Origin of the sequence: Pseudomonas costantinii, assembly GCF_001870435.1 — a bacterium.
Lineage (GTDB): Bacteria > Pseudomonadota > Gammaproteobacteria > Pseudomonadales > Pseudomonadaceae > Aquipseudomonas > Aquipseudomonas costantinii.
Map to the genome: position 1 here is coordinate 151114 of NZ_MDDR01000057.1, position 24457 is coordinate 175570.

A 24457-nucleotide genomic window follows, 5' to 3' on the forward strand; every position below is an offset into this window, starting at 1 on the left:
GGTCTCTCGTTTATCAAAGTTTGGTCAAGGACAGGCCAGCCCAAGTGGCGAGCAGCCCGCCGAACACGCTGATACCCAAGTACCCGAAGGCTACCAGGGCCTGCCCGCTTTCCAGCAGGCGCAGCGTATCCAGTGAAAAGGATGAAAAGGTCGTCAGACCGCCTACAAAGCCGACAATCAAGCCGGCACGAATCTCAATCGGCACTTCCGGGCGCAACAGGAACCAGCCGTACAACAAGCCGATGATCAGGCAGCCCACCAGGTTGACCGCTAACGTCGCCGCATAAAAATGCCTCGGCCAATTGGCGTTGACCCAAGTACCGGTGGCGAAACGCAATAATGTACCAGCGATGCCGGCTACGGACACGGCAAGAATCGTCTTGAGCACTACTTTCTCCGCTGTTTTGGGCTGAGCCGATCAAGTTGCGCGAGGTGATTGAGCTTTTCACCGATCTTCAGCTCCAGGCCACGGGGCACCGGTTGGTAGAACGGCTGCGGCTCAAGCTCGTCGGGGAAGTAGTCTTCGCCTGCGGCGTAGGCGTCCGGCTCGTCATGGGCGTAGCGGTATTCGTCGCCATAGCCCAGTTGTTTCATCAGCTTGGTCGGCGCGTTGCGCAGGTGCAGCGGAACTTCCAGCGAACCATGCTCGGCAGCCGCGCGCAGTGCGGACTTGAAGCCCATATACACGGCGTTGCTTTTGGGGGCGCAGGCTAAATACGTAATCGCTTGGGCCACCGCCAGCTCGCCCTCCGGACTACCGAGGCGCTCCTGCACTTCCCACGCAGCGAGGCACAAGCTCAGGGCGCGCGGGTCGGCATTGCCGATGTCTTCGCTGGCCATACGCACCACACGGCGCGCGAGGTACAACGGATCACAACCGCCATCGATCATCCGCGCAAACCAGTACAGCGCGCCGTCGGGGTTGGAGCCACGCACGGATTTATGCAACGCGGAAATCTGATCGTAGAAGGCTTCGCCGCCTTTATCGAAGCGGCGGCGAGTGTCGCCGAGCAAGCTTTGCAGCAGGTCGACACCGATCTCGCTATTGTCTTCAGCCAGGTCGGACGCATTCTCCAGCAGGTTGAGAAAACGGCGTCCGTCGCCATCGGCGGCGCTCATTAAAATCTTGAAGCCTTCGTCGCTGAGACTCAGCTGGCGCTTGCCCAAGCCCTTGTCTTCGGTCAAAGCGCGATGCAACAGTTTGCGCATCGCAGCCTCGTCCAGGCTCTTGAGCACATAGACCCGCGCCCGCGAAAGCAATGCGTTGTTCAATTCAAACGAAGGGTTTTCGGTGGTGGCGCCGATAAAGATCAGCGTACCGTCTTCGACATAGGGCAGGAACGCATCCTGCTGCGACTTGTTGAAGCGATGCACTTCATCAACAAACAGGATGGTGCGCTTGCCGTATTGCCCGGCCTGCTGCTTGGCAACCTCCACCGCCTGACGGATCTCTTTGACCCCGGCCAGTACTGCCGAAACCGTTTCGAAGTGCGCATCCGAGACTTTCGCCAGCAGTCGCGCCAGGGTGGTTTTACCCACCCCAGGCGGTCCCCAGAAAATCATCGAGTGCAGGGCGCCCTGCTCCAGGGCTTCGCGCAGGGGCTTGCCGCGAGCGAGCAGGTGTTCCTGACCGACGTACTCATCCAAATTGGTCGAACGCAAGCGCGCGGCCAGGGGTTGAGCAATCGGGTCACTTCGAAACAGATCCATGGGCAGCGTTTGAAACCTCTAAACAGTTTATTCCTGGATCACGTCGGCACCCTTGGGGATGACGAACTTGAACTTGGATGCCGGCACCGGCTCGTTGGCCTTGACCCCGGAGAAAAGGATATCGGTGCGCTGGCCGACGCTGTCGATCAGGCGCATGTTGTTGATCACACCGTTGCCGAACGACAGGTTCAAGCTGTCAAACAGCGTATCCTTGGACTTCGGTTTGAGCGTGAACTCAATCACGTTGCTGGTTTGCTTGGAGGTGATCTCGAAACTGTCATTGATTTTCGACACATCACCCGACAACAGCAACGCTGGGGTCTGGTTCAGGCGCGGATCGAGCTTCTTGATGGTCGCCTGTTCCAGGTCCGGATCCCACAGCGTGACTTTCTGGCCGTCGGAGACAATGGTCTGCTCGGCCTTCCCTTCCGTATGCCAGTAAAACAGCCCTGGGCGCTGCACGGCCATTTCACCTTCGGTTTGCTGCAACTGAGTGCCACCGGCATCCAGGGTCAGTTGGGAAAAGCGCGCGGTCAACGTCTTGGATTTGTCCAGCAGGTTGGTCAGGCTCGCGACCGAAGCAGGATCGGCGTGAGCCGAAACAGCGGTCAGGGCCAGTGCCGGCAACAACAGCATGCGGATAAGACGCATGGGAGTCCTCATATAAGTCGTTAGGGCGTGCCGCGTGCTGCCACGCGGCACGTGATCAGTCGCGCATTTGCCCAGGGGCAATGACTTCACGCGAGCCGTTGGTGTTCATTGCAGTCACGACGCCAGCGTTTTCCATGGATTCGATCATGCGGGCGGCACGGTTGTAGCCAATTTTCAGCTTGCGTTGCACCGCAGAAATCGAGGCGCGGCGGCTTTCAAGCACGAATGCCACGGCTTCGTCGTACAGCGCGTCGGTTTCGGCATCATCGTCGCCACCGCTGCCGCCGTCGAAGCCGCTGCCGGCCTCCTCAACACCGGCGAGGATGTCGTCGTTGTATTCCGGTGCGCCGCGCAGTTTCCAGGCCTCGACCACACGGTGTACTTCATCATCAGAAACGAACGCACCATGCACCCGAATCGGCAGGCTGGTGCCTGGCGGCATGTAGAGCATGTCACCGTGGCCCAGCAGTTGTTCGGCGCCGCCCTGGTCGATGATGGTCCGCGAGTCGATTTTGCTGGATACCTGGAACGCCATACGCGTCGGGATGTTGGCCTTGATCAGACCGGTGATTACGTCCACCGACGGACGCTGGGTCGCGAGGATCAAGTGAATACCCGCAGCACGGGCCTTCTGGGCGATACGCGCGATCAGTTCTTCAACCTTCTTGCCGACGATCATCATCATGTCGGCAAATTCGTCGACCACCACCACGATGGTTGGCAACTTGGTCAGCAGCGGTGCTTCGTCGTGAATACTTTCGCGCTTGTACAGCGGGTCGGCCAGCGGTGTGCCGGCGTCCTGGGCTTCCTTGACCTTGGCGTTGAAGCCCGAGAGGTTTCGTACCCCCATCTTCGCCATCAGCTTGTAGCGGCGCTCCATCTCCGCAACGCTCCAGCGCAGCGCGTTGGCGGCGTCTTTCATGTCGGTCACGACCGGGCACAGCAGGTGCGGAATACCTTCGTAGATCGACAGCTCGAGCATCTTCGGGTCAATCATGATCAGCTTGGCGTCATCCGGGCCAGACTTGAACAGGATCGACAGGATCATCGCGTTCACACCCACCGACTTACCGGAACCGGTGGTACCGGCAACCAGCAGGTGAGGCATTTTCGCAAGGTCTGTGATCACCGGCTTGCCGCCGATGTCATGGCCGAGGGCCAAGGTGACCGGCGATTTGAAGTTGTCATATTCCGGCGTCGACAGCACCTCGGAGAAACGCACAATCTGGCGGTCTTCGTTGGGGATCTCGATACCCACGGTGGTCTTGCCCGGGATCACTTCCACCACGCGCACGCTGGTCACGGCCAGGGAGCGAGCCAAATCTTTGGCCAGGTTGGAAATGCGGCTGACCTTGACGCCGGCGGCCGGTTGAATTTCGTATCGGGTAATAACCGGGCCGGGGTGGATCGAATCCACCGTGACTTCAACGCCGAATTCCTTGAGTTTGATTTCCAGCAAGTGGCCGATGGCCGCCAGTGACTCCGGGGAATAGTTGAGTTGTTTCTTTTCGGCCGGGTCGAGAATCGAGATCGGCGGCAAGGTGCCTTCGACGGCGCTGTCGACAAACAAAGGCGCCTGTTTCTCTTTTTGCACACGGGCACTCGGCTCGGGCGCCTTGGTCGGCGCCGGGGCAATCACCGGCGGCACCTGCTTCTCGCGGTCCGACATGTGTTTGCTCAAGGCCTGCTCGCGTTCGATCAGACGTTCCTTGACCTTGGCCTGCTCACGTCGATCCGGCGTGCTTGGGGCCACCACCTCATTGACGCGGGTGTCCACCTCGCGCAACTGCGCAACCATACGCTTGCGATCAACCCGGGCCGACCACCAGCGATTGGCGGCGCCTTGGAACAACTCAAGCAGGTCGAGGGTGATCTTGCCGGTCACGTCCATCACTTTGAACCACGACAGGTCGGTGAACACCGTGAGGCCGAACAGGAACAACGCGATAAACATCAGCGTGCTGCCCTGGATATTCAGAGTCCTGCGCGCCAGGTCGCCGAGGCTTTCGCCCAACGCCCCACCTGCGCCCGCAGGTAGGCCGGTAGGTGCGTGGAAATGGATATGGGCCAGGGCCGCGCCGGACAACACCAGGAACACCAGGCCAATCAGGCGCCAGGAGAACAGCCAGCCACTCCACTGCCACGGCTCGTGACGCTGGCGGAAGATCTGCCAGGTCTTGATCGCCAGCAGCAACGGGAAGATGTAAGCGAAGTAACCCAGCACCATAAACAGGATATCGGCGCTGTAGGAACCGGCAGGCCCGCCGAAGTTCTGCACATCTTCGATCTTGCTGTTGTGGCTCCAGCCCGGGTCGTCCTTGCCATAGGTGAGCAAGGCCATCATCAGGAACAGGCACAGGGCGCCGATAGCGATCAGCGCACCTTCCTTGAGTCGGTAGTGCAGGTGCTGGCGCCAGGCCGGAACGACTGCTGCTTTAGGTGTTGCGGCGGATTTCTTCAAAACGGGTCTATTCCTGCGCCTTTAGCGCGTCCATCTGTTGAATGACTGCAATAACTGCCCAATCCGAGCAGCTGAAAAATGAACGAATGTTGCTGAATCTACTTTTAACACCCGGTGATGGATAGGTGAAATGGCGATAACGCCACAATGGCCGCATTGTACGGGTTTGCGCGCACGATGCCACGCACTTGCCCTTCACCCAGCAGCATAGACAATTTATGTGTCATGACATGTTCAATTTGAGCATGCATTGTCTTTGCTGACAAAGGCTTATGAGCTGTTTTTACTAATCCAGGCAAGCTTGGCAAATGGCCTGCACGACCCAGACCCGATTACGACCGCGACTCCGGCACAGAGTTGCAGAAACACCCGTTAACGCTAATCCTGGCCGACACCCTATTCGGGCTGGCCCCACAGCGCTGTGTCGACAATAATCACCACTCTTGCGGCAGGCGTCATACCTGCCACGTCCCTCCCTTTCCGTAAGCCTGGATGCCATGCTGACCTGGTTACAACGCGATTCCCTGACTTTTCCGCCACTGGCCAAAGCCATGCGTGAACCCAATGGCCTGCTTGCCGCCGGTGGCGACTTGTCGGCTGAGCGATTGATCCAGGCCTACCGCCACGGCTGCTTCCCGTGGTTTTCAGAAGGCCAGCCAATCCTCTGGTGGTCACCGGACCCGCGCACAGTGATATTCCCCGACGAACTGCACGTCTCCCGCAGCCTGGGCAAACTGTTGCGCCAGCAGCGCTATACCGTGACCTTTGACCAGGATTTCGCGGCAGTCATCCAAGCCTGCGCGGCACCACGCAGCTACGCCGACGGCACCTGGATCACCGAAGGCATACAAAGCGCCTACCTGGAGCTGCACCAACGCGGCTACGCGCACTCCGTGGAGGTATGGGACAAAGGAGAGCTGGTGGGAGGCCTGTACGGCCTGGCGATGGGCCAACTGTTCTTTGGCGAGTCCATGTTCAGCCGTGCCGATAACGCCTCGAAATTCGGCTTTGCCACACTGACCAGGCAGCTGCAGGCCTGGGGTTTTGTACTGATCGACTGCCAGATGCCCAATGATCATTTACATAGCCTTGGCGCCCGCGCCATACCACGCAGCGACTTTGCTGATTTTCTGCGCAATCATTTGGACCAACCCAGCTCTGGACCGTGGGTTTCCTAAGCGACTTTCTCGCACCTGGCTTACACTTATTTCAAAGCTTATCCCGAGGGTTGATCATGACCGAGCTGGCGCGCTTGAAGTTTTATGCCACTCAAGCCCACTCTTGCAGCTATCTGCCCGACGAGCAGGCCACGACGCTGTTCCTCGACCCCAGCCAGCCAATGGACGTGCATGTGTATGCCGATCTTTCGGAGATGGGTTTTCGGCGCAGCGGCGATCACCTTTATCGCCCCCATTGCCAGAACTGCAATGCTTGCGTCCCGGCGCGCATCCCGGTCGCGCAATTTTTGCCGGACCGCAACCAAAAGCGCATCCTCAAGCGCAATGCCGACCTGACGATCACCGCGACCAAGCCGCACTTCAGCGAAGAATATTTCGATCTTTACCAACGCTACATAGAACAACGTCATGCCGACGGCGATATGTTCCCACCCAGCCGCGACCAGTTTTCGACATTCCTGGTGCGCGACCTGCCCTTCTCGCGCTTCTATGAGTTTCGCCTCGATGGACGCCTGCTGGCCGTCGCCGTAACCGACCTCCTGCCCAACGGCCTGTCGGCGGTCTACACCTTCTATGAGCCGGCCGAAGAACGCCGCAGCCTCGGTCGCTTTGCAATCCTCTGGCAAATTGGCGAAGCCCTGCGCCTGGAACTGGAAGCGGTGTACCTTGGCTACTGGATCAAGAACTGCAAAAAGATGAGCTACAAGACCCAATATCGGCCCATTGAACTGCTGATTAATCAAAGATGGGTCACGCTTAACTAGAACCCCTTGGCTTAAACACCCTTTTTCGGGCACAATGCACGCCGCTTTTGCCTGGCGCAGTTGCACCGGGCCATTCACTGGATACCGAGGGCTTTACTGCATGTCGAAAGAAGACAGCTTCGAAATGGAAGGCACTGTCGTCGACACCCTGCCCAACACCATGTTTCGTGTGGAGTTGGAAAATGGGCACGTCGTAACCGCGCATATCTCCGGCAAGATGCGCAAGAACTACATTCGTATTCTTACCGGTGACAAAGTGCGCGTCGAGCTGACGCCCTATGACTTGAGCAAAGGGCGCATCACTTACCGCGCTCGTTAATCAAGTCAATACAAAACGCCCGGTTATGCCGGGCGTTTTTGTGTGCGCGCAGCTTATAACCCCACCTGGATTCCTGTGGGATCTCTATTGTTCCGAGAACAGCATTCCAAAGTCCAGAGACAGCAAAAAGGCGCCTTTGGGCGCCTTTTGCATTGTTGCGGTCAGCTATCAGGCCATTTCAGCCGTGGTTTCGAACTCGAAGGTCAGCTCGCCATCCTTCAGATCGATATGCACCACGCCACCATGATCGGAAAGTTCGCCAAACAGGATCTCCTCAGCCAGCGGCCGCTTGATCTTGTCCTGGATCAGACGCGCCATTGGGCGAGCGCCCATTGCCGTGTCGTAGCCACCTTCCGCCAGCCAACTGCGCGCCGCATCTGTCACTTCCAACTGCACGCGCTTGTCTTCCAGCTGCGCCTGAAGCTCGGTAAGGAACTTGTCCACCACGCTTTTGATAACCTCATGGCTGAGGCGACCAAACTGGATAATGGTGTCCAGACGGTTGCGGAACTCCGGCGTAAAGCTCTTCTTGATCACTTCCATCGCATCGGAAGAGTGATCCTGATGAGTAAAGCCGATCGAAGCCCGCGCAGCTGTTTCAGCACCCGCGTTAGTGGTCATGATTACAATCACGTTGCGGAAGTCCGCCTTGCGCCCGTTGTTGTCGGTCAGGGTCCCGTGATCCATGACCTGCAGCAGCAGGTTGAAGACTTCCGGGTGAGCCTTCTCGATTTCATCGAGCAGCAATACACAGTGCGGCTGCTTGGTGATCGCTTCGGTCAACAGGCCGCCCTGGTCGAAACCGACATAGCCCGGAGGCGCACCGATCAGGCGCGACACAGTGTGACGCTCCATGTACTCGGACATGTCGAAACGCACCAGCTCAATGCCCATGGCCTTGGCCAACTGGCGTGCCGCTTCGGTCTTGCCGACACCGGTCGGGCCTGCGAACAGGAACGAACCGACGGGCTTGTCCGGCGACTTAAGGCCCGCACGCGACAGCTTGATTGCGGTGGACAGCGCATCGATGGCCGCATCCTGACCAAACACGGTCAGTTTCAGGTCGCGCTCCAGATTACGCAGCAGCTCCTTATCGGAACTGTTGACGTGCTTAGGTGGAATTCGCGCGATCTTCGCCACGATATCCTCGACCTGAGGCACGTCGATGCGCTTCACGCGCTTCTCAACCGGCTGCAGGCGCTGGTAAGCACCCGCCTCGTCGATCACGTCAATAGCCTTGTCCGGCATGTGCCGGTCATTGATATAGCGCGACGCCAACTCAGCAGCTGCACGTAGCGCCTCATCGGTGTATTCGATGCCATGGTGCGCTTCGAAACGCCCCTTGAGGCCACGCAGAATGCCAATGGTGTCTTCAACCGAAGGCTCCGACACGTCGACTTTCTGGAAACGACGCGCCAAGGCGCGGTCTTTCTCGAAGATGCCGCGGAATTCCTGGAACGTGGTCGAACCGATGCATCGGATATCACCCGACGACAGCAGCGGCTTGAGCAAGTTGGAGGCGTCCATCACCCCACCGGATGCCGCGCCAGCACCAATGATGGTGTGGATCTCGTCAATAAACAGAATCGCCTGCGGGCGTTTTTTCAGCTCACCGAGCAGCGCCTTGAAGCGTTTCTCGAAATCGCCACGGTACTTGGTCCCGGCGAGCAGCGCGCCCAGATCAAGGGAGTAGACGACGCTGTTGGCCAGCAGGTCAGGCACCTGGTTATCAACAATGCGCTTGGCCAGGCCTTCAGCAATCGCGGTTTTACCCACGCCCGCCTCACCCACCAGCAACGGGTTGTTCTTGCGACGACGCGCCAGAATCTGCGCTACGCGCTCGACCTCAAGCTCGCGCCCAACCAGCGGATCGATCCGCCCCTGGCGCGCCAACTCATTGAGGTTGCTGGCATACGCATCCAGCGGGTTGCTTGAAGAAGAAGACTCACCGCCCTCGTCGTCCTGCATATCCTGCTCACCTTCGGAATGATCGCCGTGCCCAGGCACTTTGGAGATACCGTGGGCGATGTAGTTGACGACATCAATACGGGCAACGCTCTGCTGTTTCAGCAGGAACACCGCCTGGCTTTCCTGTTCGCTGAAGATCGCCACAAGCACGTTGGCGCCCGTGACTTCACGCTTACCGGAGCTCTGTACATGGAAAACAGCACGCTGCAATACCCGTTGAAAGCCCAGGGTTGGCTGGGTTTCACGGTCCTCGTCATGCACGGGGATCAGTGGCGTGGTGGAGTCGATAAACTCCTGCAGATCATGCTTGAGCTTGTCGAGGTTGGCGCCGCACGCACGCAGAACGGTGGCGGCAGCTTCGTTATCCAAAAGTGCCAGCAGCAGGTGTTCGACGGTCATGAATTCATGACGTTTCGAACGGGCCTCCTTGAAGGCAAGATTGAGGGTGACTTCGAGCTCGCGGTTTAACATAGCTTCACCTCATACCCAAGTGGTCGGCGTTAACCGTCCTTCTCGATTTCACAGAGTAGCGGATGCTGGCTTTCCCTGGCGTACTGGTTGACCTGCATGGCCTTTGTCTCGGCGATGTCGCGGGTAAACACTCCACATACTGCCCGTCCTTCTGTGTGAACGGCCAGCATTACCTTGGTCGCCAACTCGCGGTTCAGGTTAAAAAACACCTCGAGCACTTCGACGACGAAATCCATCGGTGTGTAGTCATCATTAAACAAAACCACCTTGTACATCGGCGGCGCCTGTAGGGCAGGCTTGGCCTCCTGAACAGCAACGCCTGCAGAACCGTCGTCATCGTGTTCCTGATCCGGACGATCCTGATTGAATGTTAGTCGAATCTGGCTGTTTGCATGCATGGAAAGAAAGGTTCGTCAGTGGTTCAAATACAGTGGTGGGGGCGACCTGTCAGAATTTCAACTCTGACCGATCGGTCGCCTTGACTATCGGCGAATCGGTGTTACAACCAATAGAGCCCACAGTGGGTAAAAAAGGTCCGCGCAGTCAACCTTATTTATTCGGGTTAGGACGGATAAACTGGATGATACTCCAGTGATGGAGTCTGGTGCAGAGGGATATGGGCATGGCTAGCGGTAAGGTCAAATGGTTCAACAATGCCAAGGGTTACGGCTTCATCAACGAAGACGACAAGGAAGAAGACCTTTTTGCGCATTACACAGCGATCAAAATGGAAGGCTACAAAACACTAAAAGCTGGCCAGCCGGTCTCCTTTGAGATTGTTCAAGGACCCAAGGGCATGCACGCGGTGAATATCAGTGCGCCAGTCACCATCGATACAACTAAAGAAGGCCTCGCTCAAAAATCAAAAGAGCAACTGGCCTAATCAGCCACTGAGCAAGCGCACAAAAAAACCGGCCGCCTCAATCAACTCGAGACGGCCGGTTTTTTCTTGCCCATCTTTTACATATGCGAAATCAGTGCATCACCAAAGCCCGAAGACGACACCAACTTCGCGCCCTCCATCAAACGCTCGAAGTCATAGGTCACGGTCTTGGCCGAAATGGCGCCATTGGTGCCTTTGATGATCAGATCGGCCGCCTCAGTCCACCCCATATGCCGCAGCATCATTTCTGCCGAAAGAATCAGTGACCCTGGGTTTACCTGGTCCTTGCCCGCGTACTTCGGTGCAGTACCATGGGTAGCTTCGAACATAGCCACGGTGTCAGACAAATTGGCCCCAGGCGCAATACCGATACCACCGACTTCCGCCGCCAGGGCATCGGAAAGATAGTCACCGTTCAGGTTAAGGGTCGCGATCACATCATATTCAGCCGGACGCAGGAGAATTTGCTGGAGCATGGCGTCAGCAATGGCGTCCTTGACCACCACATTCTTGCCAGTCTTCGGGTTCTTGAACTGCATCCACGGGCCACCGTCGAGCAGCGTCGCACCAAACTCTTTCTCGGCAATACCGTAGGCCCACTCTTTAAAGGCGCCCTCGGTAAACTTCATGATGTTGCCTTTGTGCACGATAGTCAGCGAATCGCGGTCGTTATCCACTACATATTGCAGGGCTTTACGCACCAGACGCTCGGTGCCCTCTTTGGAAACCGGCTTCACGCCAATCCCGCAGTTCTGATCGAAGCGGATCTTGGTAACACCCATCTCTTCTTTCAGGAATTTGATCACCTTGATCGCTTCCGGCGAACCGGCTTTCCACTCGATCCCGGCGTAAATATCTTCAGAGTTCTCACGGAAGATGGTCATGTCCACATCGCCAGGCTTCTTGACCGGGCTGGGCACGCCTTCAAACCAGCGCACCGGACGCAGGCATACATAAAGGTCGAGCTGTTGACGCAGCGCCACGTTCAACGATCGGATACCGCCACCGACAGGCGTGGTCAGCGGGCCCTTGATGGACACCACGTAATCCTTGACCGCATCCAGGGTTTCCTGGGGCAGCCAGGTGTCCTGGTCGTAGACTTGAGTAGCCTTCTCGCCGGCATAAACCTCCATCCACGAGATTTTGCGCTTGCCGCCGTAGGCCTTTTCAACAGCTGCATCGACCACCTTGATCATCACCGGGCTGATGTCGACACCAATACCGTCGCCTTCTATATAAGGGATGATCGGTTTGTCAGGAACATTGAGAGAATGGTCTGCATTGACGGTGATTTTGTCGCCGACTGCCGGAACCTGAATCTTCTTGTATCCCATGCTGAACTCCATCTATGGATTGAACATCTGGCTGCGTTCGAGCCTACTCCAGATAAATGGCGACTGAAACCTCACGCCATGCTCATTTGCATCGAAAACAGCATATTTAGTCGCCTACAAGCCTGAAAGCAAAGGCAAATTCGCCAATCTTGAGCACATCGTGCGCCTTTGGGCGCAACCCGGCACCTGCGACCTTTAGACCAATGGACGACACACCTTTTGTATGAAGGCTCGGCGTAAGCATAGTGACCTATGTATAATGCCGCCGCTGACCCAAGAGTCACGACGGCGGACCGCTCTAGAACAAAGCCCTCCGCCAGAAAGCAGGACTATTACAATAGTCCACCCGCTTGACGCTCGACTGATGCAACCCAACATCACCGCGAAGAAACCTCGACATTTCGCTCATGGATGACTTTGAACGAACGCGCTCCACCCGGCGCATCTCGAGTTTCTGCGCACGCTTTCAGCAAAGAAGAGAGTTAATCCGAATATGCCCACCCGCTCGAAGATCATCTACACCTTCACTGACGAAGCCCCAGCCCTCGCCACCTATTCACTGCTGCCTATCGTAGAGGCCTTCACCGCTTCAGCTGATATTGCTGTGGAAACCCGCGACATCTCCCTTGCCGGGCGCATCCTCTCAAGCTTCCCCGAGCAATTGGGCGCCAAAGCCGTACCGGACCACCTCGCCGAACTGGGCGCCCTGGCCGTTACGCCTGAAGCCAACATCATCAAGCTGCCTAACATCAGCGCCTCGACACCTCAGCTGCAAGCTGCGATCAAGGAACTGCAGGCCCTGGGCTACGCCCTGCCGGACTACCCGGAAACCGTAACCACCGACGCGGAAAAAGAAACCCGTGCACGTTACGACAAGGTCAAGGGCAGCGCCGTGAACCCGGTACTGCGCGAAGGCAACTCCGACCGCCGCGCACCGCTGTCGGTCAAGAACTACGCACGCAAGCACCCGCACAAAATGGGCGCCTGGGCTGCTGACTCCAAGTCGCACATCGCTCACATGAGCAACGGCGACTTCTACGGCAGCGAAAAAGCCGTACAGATCGAAGCAGCCGACGCTGTGAAGATCGAACTGATCGCTCAAGACGGCACCGCGACCGTCCTGAAAGAAAAGACCTCGGTACAAGCTGGCGAAATCATCGATACCGCCGTGCTGAGCAAGAAAGCCCTGCGCGCGTTCATCGCCGCTGAAATCGAAGACGCCAAGAAACAAGGCGTGCTGCTGTCGGTTCACCTGAAAGCCACCATGATGAAGGTCTCCGACCCGATCATGTTCGGCCAGATCGTCGCCGAGTTCTATAAAGACGCCCTGACCAAGCACGCCGACGTGCTGGCACAGATCGGCTTCAACCTGAACAACGGCATCGGCGACCTGTACGCTCGCATCAAGGCTTTGCCTGCCGAGCAACAAGCGCAGATCGAAGCTGACATTAAAGCGGTCTACGCCGCTCGCCCATCGCTTGCGATGGTCAACTCCGACAAAGGCATCACCAACCTGCACGTGCCGAGCGACGTGATCGTCGACGCCTCGATGCCGGCCATGATTCGTGACTCCGGCAAAATGTGGGGCACCGACGGCCAACTGCACGACACCAAGGCCGTGATCCCGGATCGCTGCTACGCCACCATCTACCAAGCGGTCATCGAAGACTGCAAGGCCAATGGCGCTTTCGACCCAACCACCATGGGCAGCGTGCCAAACGTTGGCCTGATGGCGAAGAAAGCCGAAGAGTACGGCTCCCACGACAAGACCTTCCAGATCAAGGCTGACGGCGTAGTTCGCGTCACCGACAGCAAGGGCACCGTGCTGATGGAACAGGCTGTTGAAGCCGGCGACATCTTCCGCATGTGCCAGACCAAAGACGCGCCGATCCAGGACTGGGTCAAACTGGCCGTCAACCGTGCCCGCGCCAGCAACACCCCGGCCATTTTCTGGCTGGACCCTAAGCGTGCGCACGACGGCGTCGTGGTCGAGAAAGTTCAGGCTTACCTGAAAGACCACAACACCGAAGGCCTGGACATTCGCATCATGTCGCCTGTCGACGCGATGAAGTTCACCCTGGAGCGCACCCGCAAGGGCCTGGACACCATCTCGGTGACCGGTAACGTGCTGCGTGACTACCTGACCGACCTGTTCCCGATCATGGAACTGGGCACCAGCGCCAAGATGCTGTCGATCGTGCCGCTGATGAACGGTGGCGGCCTGTTCGAAACCGGCGCCGGCGGTTCGGCTCCGAAGCACGTGCAGCAACTGGTGGAAGAGAACTTCCTGCGCTGGGATTCCCTGGGCGAGTTCCTGGCCCTGGCCGCGTCCCTTGAGCATTTGGGTGTGAACTACAACAACCCGAAAGCCTTGGTACTGTCCAAGACCCTGGACCAAGCCACCGGCCAGTTCCTCGACAACAACAAGTCGCCATCGCGCAAAGTCGGCAACATCGACAACCGCGGCAGCCACTTCTACCTGGCGCTGTACTGGGCTCAAGCCCTGGCCGCCCAGACTGAAGACACTGCCCTGCAGGCGAGCTTCAGCAAACTGGCCGAGACCTTGACCGCGAACGAAGCAACCATCGTTGCCGAGCTCAACGCAGTACAAGGCAAGCCAGTGGACATCGGCGGTTACTACTCGCCGAACCCTGAGCTGACCAGCAAGGCCATGCGCCCAAGCAACACCCTCAACGCGGCGATTGCTGCGCTGGTGTAAGGTTGTAAGGATGCAAAGAAGCCCCGGCCCCGTGCCGGGGTTTCTGTTTGTACCACCCCATCACCTGTAGAAGCTGGCTTGCCGGCTCCTACAATGACCGTGTCGATCCGAGGTATTGAATGACCTGGCAACCCCATATCACCGTCGCCACCATCATCGAAGACAACGGCCGCTTCCTGATGGTCGAAGAACTCAAAGGCGGCCGTGCCGTTCTGAACCAGCCCGCCGGCCATCTGGATCCGAACGAAACCCTGACCGAAGCCGCTGTACGCGAAACCCTCGAAGAAACCGGCTGGGACGTCGAAGCCACCGGCATCGTCGGCATCTACCTGTACACCGCACCCAGCAATGGCGTGACCTACCAACGGGTCTGCTTTATCGCCAAGGCACTGAAACACCACCCGGACTATCAACTCGATGAAGGCATCGTGCGCGCCCGCTGGCTGACTCGCGACGAGCTAATGAGCCTTCGCAACGATTGGCGCAGCGAGCTGATCATCCGCTGTATCGATGATTATCTGGCCGGCATTCGCCACAGTCTCGAATTGATCCGCCCTTCTCTTTAGCCTTGAAGGCTTGAGCCTGATAGAATCGCGTCCTTTTTCAAGACACCCGTTGAAACCCTATGCGTGATCCAGCCCCTTCTGACACACAAAAGAAGCGCGTCATCGTCGGCATGTCCGGCGGCGTGGATTCTTCCGTTTCCGCCGTTCTGCTCATGGAGCAGGGTTATGAGGTGGAAGGCCTGTTCATGAAGAACTGGGAAGAAGACGACGGAACGGAATATTGCACCGCCATGGACGACCTGGCGGACGCCCAGGCCGTGTGTGACAAAATCGGCATCAAGTTGCACACCGCCAACTTCGCCGCCGAGTACTGGGACAACGTGTTCGAGCACTTCCTGGCTGAATACAAGGCCGGTCGCACGCCTAACCCAGACATCCTGTGTAACCGCGAAATCAAGTTCAAGGCGTTCCTCGACTACGCCATGATCCTCGGCGCCGACCTGATTGCCACTGGCCACTACGTGCGCCGTCGCGACATCGATGGTCGCACCGAACTGCTCAAAGGTCTGGATCCGAACAAGGACCAGAGCTACTTCCTGCACGCCGTCGGCGGTGAACAGATCGCCAAAACCCTGTTCCCGGTGGGCGAGCTGGAAAAACCCGAAGTGCGCAAGATCGCCGAGAAACACGGCCTGGCCACGGCCAAGAAGAAGGATTCCACCGGGATCTGCTTTATCGGCGAGCGCCGTTTCAGCGACTTCCTCAAGCAATACCTGCCGGCACAACCGGGCGAGATCAAGACCACCGAAGGCGAAGTCATCGGCCGCCACCATGGCCTGATGTACCACACCATCGGCCAGCGCCAGGGCCTGGGCATTGGCGGTTTGAAAGACGCCGGTGAAGAACCGTGGTACGTGCTGGTCAAGGACCTGGAAAACAACGAGCTGATCGTCGGCCAGGGCAACGAGCACCCGCTGCTGTTCTCCGGCGCCTTGCTGGCTTCGGAAATCTATTGGGTCAATCCGATCGACCTGAGCACCCCACGCCGCTTGACGGCCAAGGTGCGCTACCGCCAGAGCGACCAGCCGTGCACGCTGGAAAAGACCGCTACCGGCTATCGCGCCACCTTTGATGACCCGCAACGCGCAGTCACCCCCGGCCAGTCCGTGGTGTTCTACGACGGCGAAATCTGCCTGGGCGGCGGCGTGATTGAAGTCGCGCAGGCCTGGAGCCACACGGCATGAGCCCGACCCAGGAGCAATTGACCGCACTCGGCGGGGTTTTCCTCGCCGCCGTCCTGGTGGACAAGATCGCCAAGACCGGCCAGGTCACCGAGGCGGGCCTGACCTGCATGCTTGGCAGCCTGCTGATCCGCGACCCCAAGGACACCCTCGAAGTCTACGGCGGCGACGATATCGCGCTGCGTGAAGGCTACCGTGCGCTGATCGGCGCCCTGGAACGCGACCCCAGTACCTTGCAGCGCGAGCCGTTGCGCTACGCCCTGTCGATGCTCGGTCTGGAGCGCCAACTGGCCAAGCGCGAAGACATGCTGGAAGTCATCGGCAAGCGCCTGCCACAGATTCAGTCCCAGGTGGAACACTTCGGCCCCGCCCACGAAAACGTGATCGCGGCCTGTGGTGCGTTGTACCAGGACACCCTGAGCACCTTGCGCCAGCGGATCCAGGTCCACGGCGACATGCGCAACCTGCAACAACCGAACAACGCCTCGAAAATCCGCGCCCTGCTCCTGGCCGGTATTCGTTCGGCGCGGTTGTGGCGACAGTTGGGCGGTCATCGCTGGCAACTGGTGATCAGCCGACGCAAATTGCTCAAAGAGCTTTACCCGTTGATGCGCAACGAATAAGTCGCAGCAACCGCAATTTTTCAAGCGTTACGCGTAATACGCCGGTCAGTTGGCGACGGACCGGCGGATTTTTTCATGTATGATACGCGCCCCATTTCGTTGCCCGACTGTCCGAGAACACCCCATGCAGCTCTCTTCGCTCACTGCGGTTTCCCCTGTTGACGGCCGCTACGCCGGCAAAACCCAGGCCCTGCGCCCTATTTTCAGCGAATACGGCTTGATCCGTGCTCGTGTTCTGGTTGAAGTGCGCTGGCTCCAGCGCCTGGCCGCTCACCCCGCCATCAGCGAAGTGCCGGCGTTCTCCGCGCAAGCCAACGCTGTATTGAACACCCTGGCGGAAAACTTCTCTCTGGAGCACGCCGAGCGTGTCAAAGAGATCGAGCGCACCACCAACCACGACGTAAAAGCCATCGAATACCTGCTCAAAGAGCAAGCCGCCAAGCTGCCGGAACTGGCCCAGGTCAGCGAGTTCATCCACTTTGCCTGCACCAGCGAGGACATCAACAACCTGTCCCACGCCCTGATGCTGCGCGAAGGCCGTGATGACGTGATGCTGCCACTGATGCGCCAGACCGCCAACGCCATCCGCGAACTGGCCATCCGCTTCGCCGACGTGCCGATGCTGTCGCGCACCCACGGCCAGCCGGCGTCGCCGACCACCCTGGGTAAAGAACTGGCCAACGTGGTGTACCGCCTGGAGCGCCAGATCGCTCAAGTCGCCGCCGTACCGCTGCTGGGCAAGATCAACGGCGCCGTGGGCAACTACAACGCCCACCTCTCCGCCTACCCTGAGATCGACTGGGAAGAAAACGCCCGCGCCTTCATCGAAGACGAGCTGGGCCTGGGCTTCAACCCATACACCACGCAGATCGAACCGCACGACTACATCGCCGAGCTGTTCGACGCCATTGCGCGCTTCAACACCATCCTGATCGACTTCGATCGCGATATCTGGGGCTACATCTCCCTGGGCTACTTCAAGCAGCGCACCATTGCCGGTGAAATCGGTTCGTCGACCATGCCGCACAAGGTCAACCCGATCGACTTCGAAAACTCCGAAGGCAACCTCGGCATCGCCAACGCCCTGTTCCAGCACCTGGCCAGCAAGTTGCCGATCTCCCGCTGGCAGCGCGACCTGACCGACTCCACCGTGCTGCGCAACCTCGGCGTGGGCTTCGCTCACAGCGTGATCGCGTACGAAGCCAGCCTCAAAGGCATCAGCAAGCTTGAGCTTAACGAGCAGAAGATCGCCGCTGACCTGGATGCTTGCTGGGAAGTGTTGGCCGAGCCGATCCAGACCGTGATGCGCCGCTACAACATCGAAAACCCTTACGAGAAGCTGAAAGAATTGACGCGCGGCAAAGGCATCACCTCTGACGCACTGCAGACTTTCATCGACGGCCTGGATATGCCAGCCGCGGCCAAGGCCGAGCTGAAACTGCTCACCCCGGCCAACTACATCGGCAACGCTGTAGAGCAAGCCAAGCGCATCTGATCATCGCAAGACCCTTTGAGACGCCCGGCCGCGCCGGGCGTTTTTATTCCAGTCTTAAAAGTGCTTTCTTTCAATAGGTTACACATGAATCCTGACATCCCTCTTCAACTTCTGGGCGGCATCACGGCACGGGAATTCCTGCGCGACTACTGGCAGAAAAAACCGCTGCTGATCCGCCAGGCCATCCCTGATTTCGAAAGCCCGATCGACGCCGACGAACTGGCAGGCTTAGCCCTGGAAGAAGAAGTCGAATCGCGCTTGGTGATCGAGCACGGCGAGCGCCCTTGGGAACTGCGCCGCGGCCCATTCGCCGAAGACGCATTCAGCACCCTGCCCGAGCGCGAGTGGACCCTGTTGGTGCAGGCCGTCGACCAGTTCGTACCGGAAGTTGCCGAGTTGCTGGAGCAGTTCCGCTTCCTGCCAAGCTGGCGCATCGACGACGTGATGATCAGCTTTGCTGCACCAGGCGGTAGCGTAGGCCCACACTTCGACAACTATGATGTGTTCCTGCTGCAAGCCCAGGGCAAGCGCAACTGGAAAATCGGCCAGATGTGCAACTCCGAAAGCCCGTTGCTGCAACACGCAGACTTGCGCATCCTCGCCGAATTCGAAGAAAGCGCCGAATGGGTGCTGGAACCGGGCGATATGCTCTACCTGCCGCCACGCCTGGCGCATTTCGGCATTGCCGAAGATGACTGCATGACCTACTCGGTGGGCTTCCGCGCACCAAGCGCCGCCGAAGTATTGACTCACTTCACCGACTTCCTGAGCCAGTACCTGACGGACGAAGAGCGTTACACCGACGCCGACGCCCAGCCGGTCAGCGACCCGCACCAGATTCAAGGTGACGCGCTCGACCGTCTGAAAGGCCTGCTGGCCGAGCACATGAGCGACGAGCGCATGCTGCTGACCTGGTTCGGCCAGTTCATGACCGAGCCGCGCTACCCGGAACTGGTGGCAGGCGAAGAACTGGACGAGAAAGACTTCGTCAACAGCCTGCAAGACGGCGCGATTCTGGTCCGCAACCCGAGCGCACGCATGGCCTGGTCGGAAGTCGACGATGACGTGCTGCTGTTCGCCAGCGGCCAGAGCCGTTATCTGCCGGGCAAGCTGCGTGAACTGCTGAAACTGATTTGCGCCGCCGACGCCCTGCACGCCGAAAACCTCGGCCCGTGGCTCGCGGATGAAGATGGCCGCGATCTGCTGTGCGAACTGGTCAAGCAAGGAAGCCTGGGATTTGCCGATGAATAAAATTCACGTAAGTGTCGCGGACTGGCAAAAGGATATCGCTGAGATTCGGCGCATTCGTGAAGCGGTATTTATCGCTGAGCAATCGGTTCCCCCCGAGCTGGAATGGGATGCTGACGACGCAGGTGCCGTGCACTTCCTGGCGTTCGAAGGCGACTTTCCAATCGGCACCGCTCGGCTGCTGCCCAGTGGCGAAATTGGGCGCGTATCAGTGCTCAAAGACTGGCGCGGACTGAAGGTCGGCGACAAGCTGATGGAAGCCGTGATTGGCATGGCCGAAAAGCGCGGCCAGACCAAACAGTTTCTCAGCGCACAGGTGTATGCGGCGCCGTTCTATGAGCGACTGGGCTTCAAGATCGTCAGTGATGAGTTTCTTGAGGTCGGGATTCCGCACGTGGATATGGTGCGCGAAGGCTGACAACCTGTGATGAGTGGGCCCGCTCGCCACAACAAGGCCGCCTCACGCTGCTGGCTTGATCCTTACTAAACTTGCGACCTGCCAGGCCGACAAACTGGCACTATCAAGACTTTGACTCGCAGAGATAACGGACATGTCCCTACGCACCCTGCTCACCGCCCTCCTCCTGGCTGCCAGCGCTTCAGCAATGGCCGACACCGAAGTCGTCAACCTGAGCAACCGCACCAGCGCTGACTTGCTGCCAGTCGCACAGAATTTTATCGGCAAGGACGGCACCGTCAGCGCTTACGGCAATCAACTCATCGTGAATGCCGACCCCGGCAAGATCCAGGACCTGCGCGCCCTACTCTCGCAACTGGACACACCCGCCAAGCGCCTGCTGATCACCGTCGACACTAACGAAAACAATCAGCAGAACACCGGCGATAGCCAGACCCGCATCATCAGTTACGGCACCGCCAGCCGTGACGGCGGCATCCAGCAGATCCAGGCCAGCGAAGGCGTGCCCGCACTGATTCAAGTCGGCCAGAGCGTGCCGTTGACCACCACCCAACCCGACGCCTACGGCCGCCCGCAGAACCAGACCCAGTATCGCAACGTCACCCAAGGTTTCTACGTCACCGCCAGCGTCACCGGCGAGACCGTTCACCTAGCCATCAGCACCAATCGTGACCGCATGAGCCAGGAACGTCCCGATGTAGTGAATATTCAAAGTACCGACACAACCGTCAGCGGCCGTCTGGGTGAATGGATTTCCCTGGCGGGCATCAATCGCGAGACACAGGCCGACAAATCCTCTACAACCCGCAGCTACTCTACTCAGGGCCGCGATGACCTGACTTTACGGGTCAAGGTCGACACCCTGAACTGAAGCACCAAAAACTGACTGGCGGGTCGCATTAGACTAAAGATGTAGTGCCACAGAAAAAGCACTACAAAACATTTGACGATCCAAAAAAGCCTGTGCATGATGGCCTCGCTCCCGCTAATCAGAGGCCCTGGCAAGGGCCTTCGGATCGCCGCTCTAAGCCACCCACCTGAGCCGATTCGTGTCTGTACCGCCCACAAGGTGTGTTTGACGAGGTTGCGACTGGAACGAAGTTGTCCCGAGGGACGGAAGCTAACCAGGTAACCCGGCAATACACTGACTGACCGTACCAAGGCCCACGACGCCCGAAGACTGTTCGCAGTTCGCCCTTACCTGCTCAACTCTCCCTCTCGTCACTCGTTCATCCCGTCGCCTTCCCCGCCAAACCTGACTTGACCGCCTAAGCTTCTGGTCAGCGAGCAGCCATAACCACGCACTGAATACGTGGCTGGCAAATGGAATTTTCCACCTAGACCTATGCGACGAGGTTTTCCCCATGGCACTGACACGCGAACAGCAAATTGCAGCCCTTGAAAAAGACTGGGCTGAAAACCCACGCTGGAAAGGCGTGACCCGCGCTTATTCTGCTGCTGACGTCGTCCGCCTGCGTGGCTCGGTTCAACCTGAGCACACCTTTGCAAAACTCGGCGCCGAGAAGCTGTGGAACCTGGTCACCCAAGGTGCCAAGCCTTCCTTCCGCCCCGATAAAGATTTCGTCAACTGCATGGGCGCCCTGACCGGCGGCCAGGCAGTACAACAGGTAAAAGCCGGTATCCAGGCGATCTACCTGTCCGGCTGGCAAGTGGCGGCGGACAACAACTCCGCTGAATCCATGTACCCCGACCAATCGCTGTACCCGGTGGACTCCGTACCAACCGTGGTCAAGCGCATCAACAACTCGTTCCGTCGCGCCGACCAGATCCAGTGGAAAGCCGGCAAGAACCCAGGCGACGCAGGTTACATCGACTACTTCGCGCCGATCGTGGCTGACGCCGAAGCCGGTTTCGGCGGCGTGCTGAACGCCTACGAGCTGATGAAGAGCATGATCGAGGCAGGCGCTGCCGGCGTGCACTTCGAAGACCAGCTTGCTTCGGTGAAGAAATGTGGCCACATGGGCGGTAAGGTACTGGTGCCGACCCAGGAAGCCGTACAGAAACTGACCGCTGCCCGCCTGGCCGCTGACGTTGCCGGTACGCCGACCATCATCCTGGCGCGTACCGACGCGAACGCCGCTGACTTGCTGACGTCGGATTGCGACCCGTACGACAAGCCATTCGTTACTGGCGAGCGTACCCAAGAAGGTTTCTATAAAGTGCGCGCCGGTCTCGACCAGGCCATCGCTCGCGGCCTGGCCTACGCGCCATACGCCGACCTGATCTGGTGCGAAACCGCCAAGCCGGACCTGGACGAGGCTCGTCGCTTTGCTGAAGCGATCAAGAAGGAATACCCGGACCAGTTGCTGTCCTACAACTGCTCGCCTTCTTTCAACTGGAAGAAGAACCTGGACGACGCGACCATCGCCAAGTTCCAGCGCGAGCTGTCTGCCATGGGCTACAAGCACCAGTTCATTACCCTGGCCGGCATTCACAACATGTGGCACAGCATGTTCAACCTGGCGCACGACTACGCCCGCAACGACATGACTGCCTACGTGAAGCTGCAAGAACAAGAGTTCGCTGACGCCGCCAAGGGCTACACCTTTGTGGCTCACCAGCAGGAAGTGGGGACTGGCTACTTTGACGACATGACTACTGTGATCCAGGGTGGCTCCTCGTCCGTGACTGCACTGACCGGCTCGACCGAAGAAGAGCAGTTCCACTAAGCAGCACTGAGTACACGGCCACGGCGGCCCCACGGAAGACCTAACCGCCGTGCCGCTCAAAGATCACGCCCCGACCTGTTCGGGGCGTTTTTTTGCCTCGAAAAAAAATCCCCCTGGCACCCTGAAGATCAAAAATGTGGGAGCGGGCTTGCTCGCGAAATCGGCTTGTCAGTTTAAGGTGTGCTAGCTGACCTACCGCATTCGCGAGCAAGCCCGCTCCCACAAGGGGAATGCATTCAGCCTGGAGGTTTTGTGCAAAACATTGACCTAGAGCGGTGTTCACATCGATCAAATCGGTTAAAAGATCCACGCCAGCAACTAGCGGCAAATCAAGCAAGTAACGGCAACTTCCCTCGCCACACGAGAAACATTCGCTTAAATCCCACGCAAACAACATTCATTATCATTTGGAGCATGAAAACTTCGTTACCGATTAAACAAAACTCAATTGATAAAACGCCCGCTAATGCCCGCCCCACAAGGGTTACAGCCCCAAGAAGGTGCACTATGTGCTTATTCCATCGAATAATTTCGCTATAGGAATTTTACTTGCCCGGTGTTTAGCCATAAAATCACCGCGATTGATTGCAGTGCGACATATCGTCACTGCATCGTTACTTTTTCGAGCTCAGAGACCTTTGCTCTCTGTTAAGGATTTCCAGCATGACCGAAGCGACAGGACTCATAGCCCACAACTGGGGCTTTGCCATTTTCCTCCTCGGTGTTGTCGGCCTTTGCGCCTTCATGCTCGGTGTCTCCAGCCTCCTCGGGTCAAAAGCCTGGGGCCGCAGCAAAAACGAACCGTTCGAGTCCGGCATGCTGCCTACAGGTGGCGCCCGCTTACGGCTCTCAGCCAAATTCTATCTGGTCGCGATGCTCTTCGTGATCTTCGATATCGAAGCCCTTTTTCTCTTTGCCTGGTCTGTGTCCGTCCGCGAAAGCGGCTGGACCGGATTCGTCGAAGCCCTCGTTTTCATAGCAATTCTGTTGGCAGGCCTTGTCTACCTATTTCGAGTGGGCGCCCTTGATTGGGCTCCGGAAGCTCGTCGCAAGCGGCAAGCGAAGCTGAAACAATGAGGCTTTGGCGATGCAATACAATCTCACCAGGATCGACCCGGATGCTCCTAACGATCAGTACCCTATCGGCGAACGGGAAACCGTTTCCGATCCGTTAGAAGATCAAGTCCACAAAAACATCTACATGGGCAAGCTGGAAGACGTGCTGAGTGGCGCGGTCAACTGGGGGCGTAAAAACTCCCTGTGGCCGTACAACTTCGGCCTGTCCTGCTGCTACGTGGAAATGACCACCGCCTTCACGGCGCCCCATGACATCGCGCGCTTTGGCGCCGAAGTTATCCGGGCATCACCGCGCCAGGCGGATTTCATGGTTATCGCCGGAACCTGCTTTATCAAGATGGCGCCGATCATTCAGCGCCTCTACGAGCAAATGCTCGAGCCGAAGTGGGTTATCTCCATGGGTTCGTGCGCCAACTCCGGTGGCATGTACGACATCTACTCCGTCGTTCAAGGGGTGGACAAGTTCCTGCCCGTGGACGTCTACGTGCCTGGCTGCCCGCCTCGCCCTGAAGCATTTCTGCAAGGCTTGATGCTGTTGCAGGAATCGATCGGCAAGGAGCGTCGTCCGCTTTCCTGGGTCGTCGGCGATCAAGGCGTGTACCGCGCCGAGATGCCTTCGCAAAAGGAAGAGCGCCGCGAACAGCGAATCGCAGTCACCAACCTGCGCAGCCCTGACGAAGTCTGATCCAGCCCGCTTCTTC

General features: G+C 58.3%; 22 protein-coding genes. 15 read left to right on the forward strand and 7 right to left on the reverse strand.

From position 1 onward, the window contains the following. Positions 1 to 13: 13 nt before the first annotated feature. From crcB to BFL40_RS28425, 4 genes are read right to left on the reverse strand one after another with little or no spacing between them, the layout of a single operon-like run. Positions 14 to 388, reverse strand: a complete 375-nt coding sequence (crcB, locus tag BFL40_RS28410; RefSeq protein WP_071487049.1) for a fluoride efflux transporter CrcB — start codon at positions 386 to 388, stop codon at positions 14 to 16. Beyond that, positions 388 to 1710, reverse strand: a complete 1323-nt coding sequence (locus BFL40_RS28415; RefSeq protein WP_071487050.1) for a replication-associated recombination protein A — start codon at positions 1708 to 1710, stop codon at positions 388 to 390. The genes crcB and BFL40_RS28415 overlap by 1 nt, the downstream gene beginning before the upstream one ends. A 27-nt stretch (positions 1711 to 1737) precedes the next feature. Then, positions 1738 to 2361, reverse strand: a complete 624-nt coding sequence (lolA, locus tag BFL40_RS28420) for an outer membrane lipoprotein periplasmic chaperone LolA (protein WP_071487051.1) — start codon at positions 2359 to 2361, stop codon at positions 1738 to 1740. Between the two features lie 55 nt (positions 2362 to 2416). Further along, positions 2417 to 4822 (reverse strand): DNA translocase FtsK, encoded by a 2406-nt coding sequence (locus BFL40_RS28425; protein WP_071487052.1) that lies wholly within the window; start codon positions 4820 to 4822, stop codon positions 2417 to 2419. A 497-nt stretch (positions 4823 to 5319) separates the two neighbouring features. Between BFL40_RS28425 and aat the strand changes: the two genes are divergently transcribed. From aat to infA, 3 genes are all read left to right on the forward strand, one after another. Further along, complete coding sequence (gene aat / locus BFL40_RS28430; RefSeq protein ID WP_071487053.1) at positions 5320 to 6000, forward strand: leucyl/phenylalanyl-tRNA--protein transferase; 681 nt, start codon at positions 5320 to 5322, stop codon at positions 5998 to 6000. A gap of 56 nt (positions 6001 to 6056) precedes the next feature. Continuing rightward, positions 6057 to 6764, forward strand: coding sequence for an arginyltransferase (locus tag BFL40_RS28435; RefSeq protein WP_071487054.1), 708 nt, complete (start codon positions 6057 to 6059; stop codon positions 6762 to 6764). A 100-nt stretch (positions 6765 to 6864) separates the two neighbouring features. Then, entirely contained in the window at positions 6865 to 7083 is a 219-nt protein-coding gene (gene infA, locus BFL40_RS28440; RefSeq protein ID WP_002553999.1) for a translation initiation factor IF-1, read from the forward strand. Positions 7084 to 7251: 168 nt separating this feature from the next. On the opposite strand, the gene clpA is transcribed toward infA, so the two are convergent. Further along, positions 7252 to 9522 (reverse strand): ATP-dependent Clp protease ATP-binding subunit ClpA, encoded by a 2271-nt coding sequence (gene clpA / locus BFL40_RS28445; RefSeq protein WP_071487055.1) that lies wholly within the window; start codon positions 9520 to 9522, stop codon positions 7252 to 7254. Positions 9523 to 9551: 29 nt separating this feature from the next. After that, positions 9552 to 9920, reverse strand: a complete 369-nt coding sequence (clpS, locus tag BFL40_RS28450) for an ATP-dependent Clp protease adapter ClpS (RefSeq protein WP_017737163.1) — start codon at positions 9918 to 9920, stop codon at positions 9552 to 9554. A 218-nt stretch (positions 9921 to 10138) separates the two neighbouring features. On the opposite strand from clpS, the gene cspD reads away from it, so the two are divergent. Beyond that, entirely contained in the window at positions 10139 to 10405 is a 267-nt protein-coding gene (gene cspD / locus BFL40_RS28455; RefSeq protein WP_071487056.1) for a cold shock domain-containing protein CspD, read from the forward strand. 77 nt (positions 10406 to 10482) lie between these two features. On the opposite strand, the gene icd is transcribed toward cspD, so the two are convergent. Further along, positions 10483 to 11739, reverse strand: coding sequence for an NADP-dependent isocitrate dehydrogenase (gene icd, locus BFL40_RS28460; protein ID WP_071487057.1), 1257 nt, complete (start codon positions 11737 to 11739; stop codon positions 10483 to 10485). Between the two features lie 493 nt (positions 11740 to 12232). Here icd and BFL40_RS28465 point away from each other — a divergent pair, with 493 nt between their 5' ends. The 11 genes from BFL40_RS28465 to BFL40_RS28520 all read left to right on the forward strand — a co-directional run bounded on the left by BFL40_RS28465 (position 12233) and on the right by BFL40_RS28520 (position 24441). Next, positions 12233 to 14458: an NADP-dependent isocitrate dehydrogenase gene (locus tag BFL40_RS28465; protein WP_071487058.1), complete on the forward strand. Its 2226-nt coding sequence runs from the start codon at positions 12233 to 12235 to the stop codon at positions 14456 to 14458. 119 nt (positions 14459 to 14577) lie between these two features. Further along, a complete protein-coding gene (locus BFL40_RS28470; RefSeq protein ID WP_071487059.1) occupies positions 14578 to 15024 on the forward strand; it encodes an NUDIX hydrolase in 447 nt (148 codons plus the stop codon). Positions 15025 to 15083: 59 nt separating this feature from the next. Then, positions 15084 to 16208, forward strand: coding sequence for a tRNA 2-thiouridine(34) synthase MnmA (gene mnmA / locus BFL40_RS28475; protein ID WP_071487060.1), 1125 nt, complete (start codon positions 15084 to 15086; stop codon positions 16206 to 16208). After that, positions 16205 to 16828 carry a high frequency lysogenization protein HflD gene (hflD, locus tag BFL40_RS28480; protein WP_017737157.1) on the forward strand — a complete coding sequence of 208 codons (624 nt, stop codon included), beginning with the start codon at positions 16205 to 16207 and terminating at the stop codon, positions 16826 to 16828. The genes mnmA and hflD overlap by 4 nt, the downstream gene beginning before the upstream one ends. Positions 16829 to 16952: 124 nt before the next feature. Continuing rightward, a complete protein-coding gene (gene purB / locus BFL40_RS28485) occupies positions 16953 to 18323 on the forward strand; it encodes an adenylosuccinate lyase (protein WP_071487061.1) in 1371 nt (456 codons plus the stop codon). Positions 18324 to 18407: 84 nt separating this feature from the next. After that, positions 18408 to 19574 (forward strand): ribosomal protein uL16 3-hydroxylase, encoded by a 1167-nt coding sequence (locus tag BFL40_RS28490; protein WP_071487062.1) that lies wholly within the window; start codon positions 18408 to 18410, stop codon positions 19572 to 19574. Then, positions 19567 to 19989 (forward strand): GNAT family N-acetyltransferase, encoded by a 423-nt coding sequence (locus BFL40_RS28495; protein ID WP_071487063.1) that lies wholly within the window; start codon positions 19567 to 19569, stop codon positions 19987 to 19989. Before BFL40_RS28490 ends, BFL40_RS28495 begins: the two co-directional genes overlap by 8 nt. Before the next feature lie 133 nt (positions 19990 to 20122). Further along, on the forward strand, positions 20123 to 20860 hold the full coding sequence (locus BFL40_RS28500) for a secretin N-terminal domain-containing protein (RefSeq protein WP_071487064.1): 738 nt from the start codon (positions 20123 to 20125) through the stop codon (positions 20858 to 20860). A 493-nt stretch (positions 20861 to 21353) separates the two neighbouring features. Then, positions 21354 to 22679 (forward strand): isocitrate lyase, encoded by a 1326-nt coding sequence (aceA, locus tag BFL40_RS28505; RefSeq protein ID WP_071487065.1) that lies wholly within the window; start codon positions 21354 to 21356, stop codon positions 22677 to 22679. A 663-nt stretch (positions 22680 to 23342) separates the two neighbouring features. After that, a complete protein-coding gene (locus BFL40_RS28515; protein ID WP_015372409.1) occupies positions 23343 to 23756 on the forward strand; it encodes an NADH-quinone oxidoreductase subunit A in 414 nt (137 codons plus the stop codon). 10 nt (positions 23757 to 23766) lie between these two features. Continuing rightward, positions 23767 to 24441 (forward strand): NuoB/complex I 20 kDa subunit family protein, encoded by a 675-nt coding sequence (locus BFL40_RS28520; RefSeq protein WP_016975544.1) that lies wholly within the window; start codon positions 23767 to 23769, stop codon positions 24439 to 24441. The last annotated feature ends 16 nt before the right edge of the window (positions 24442 to 24457 follow it).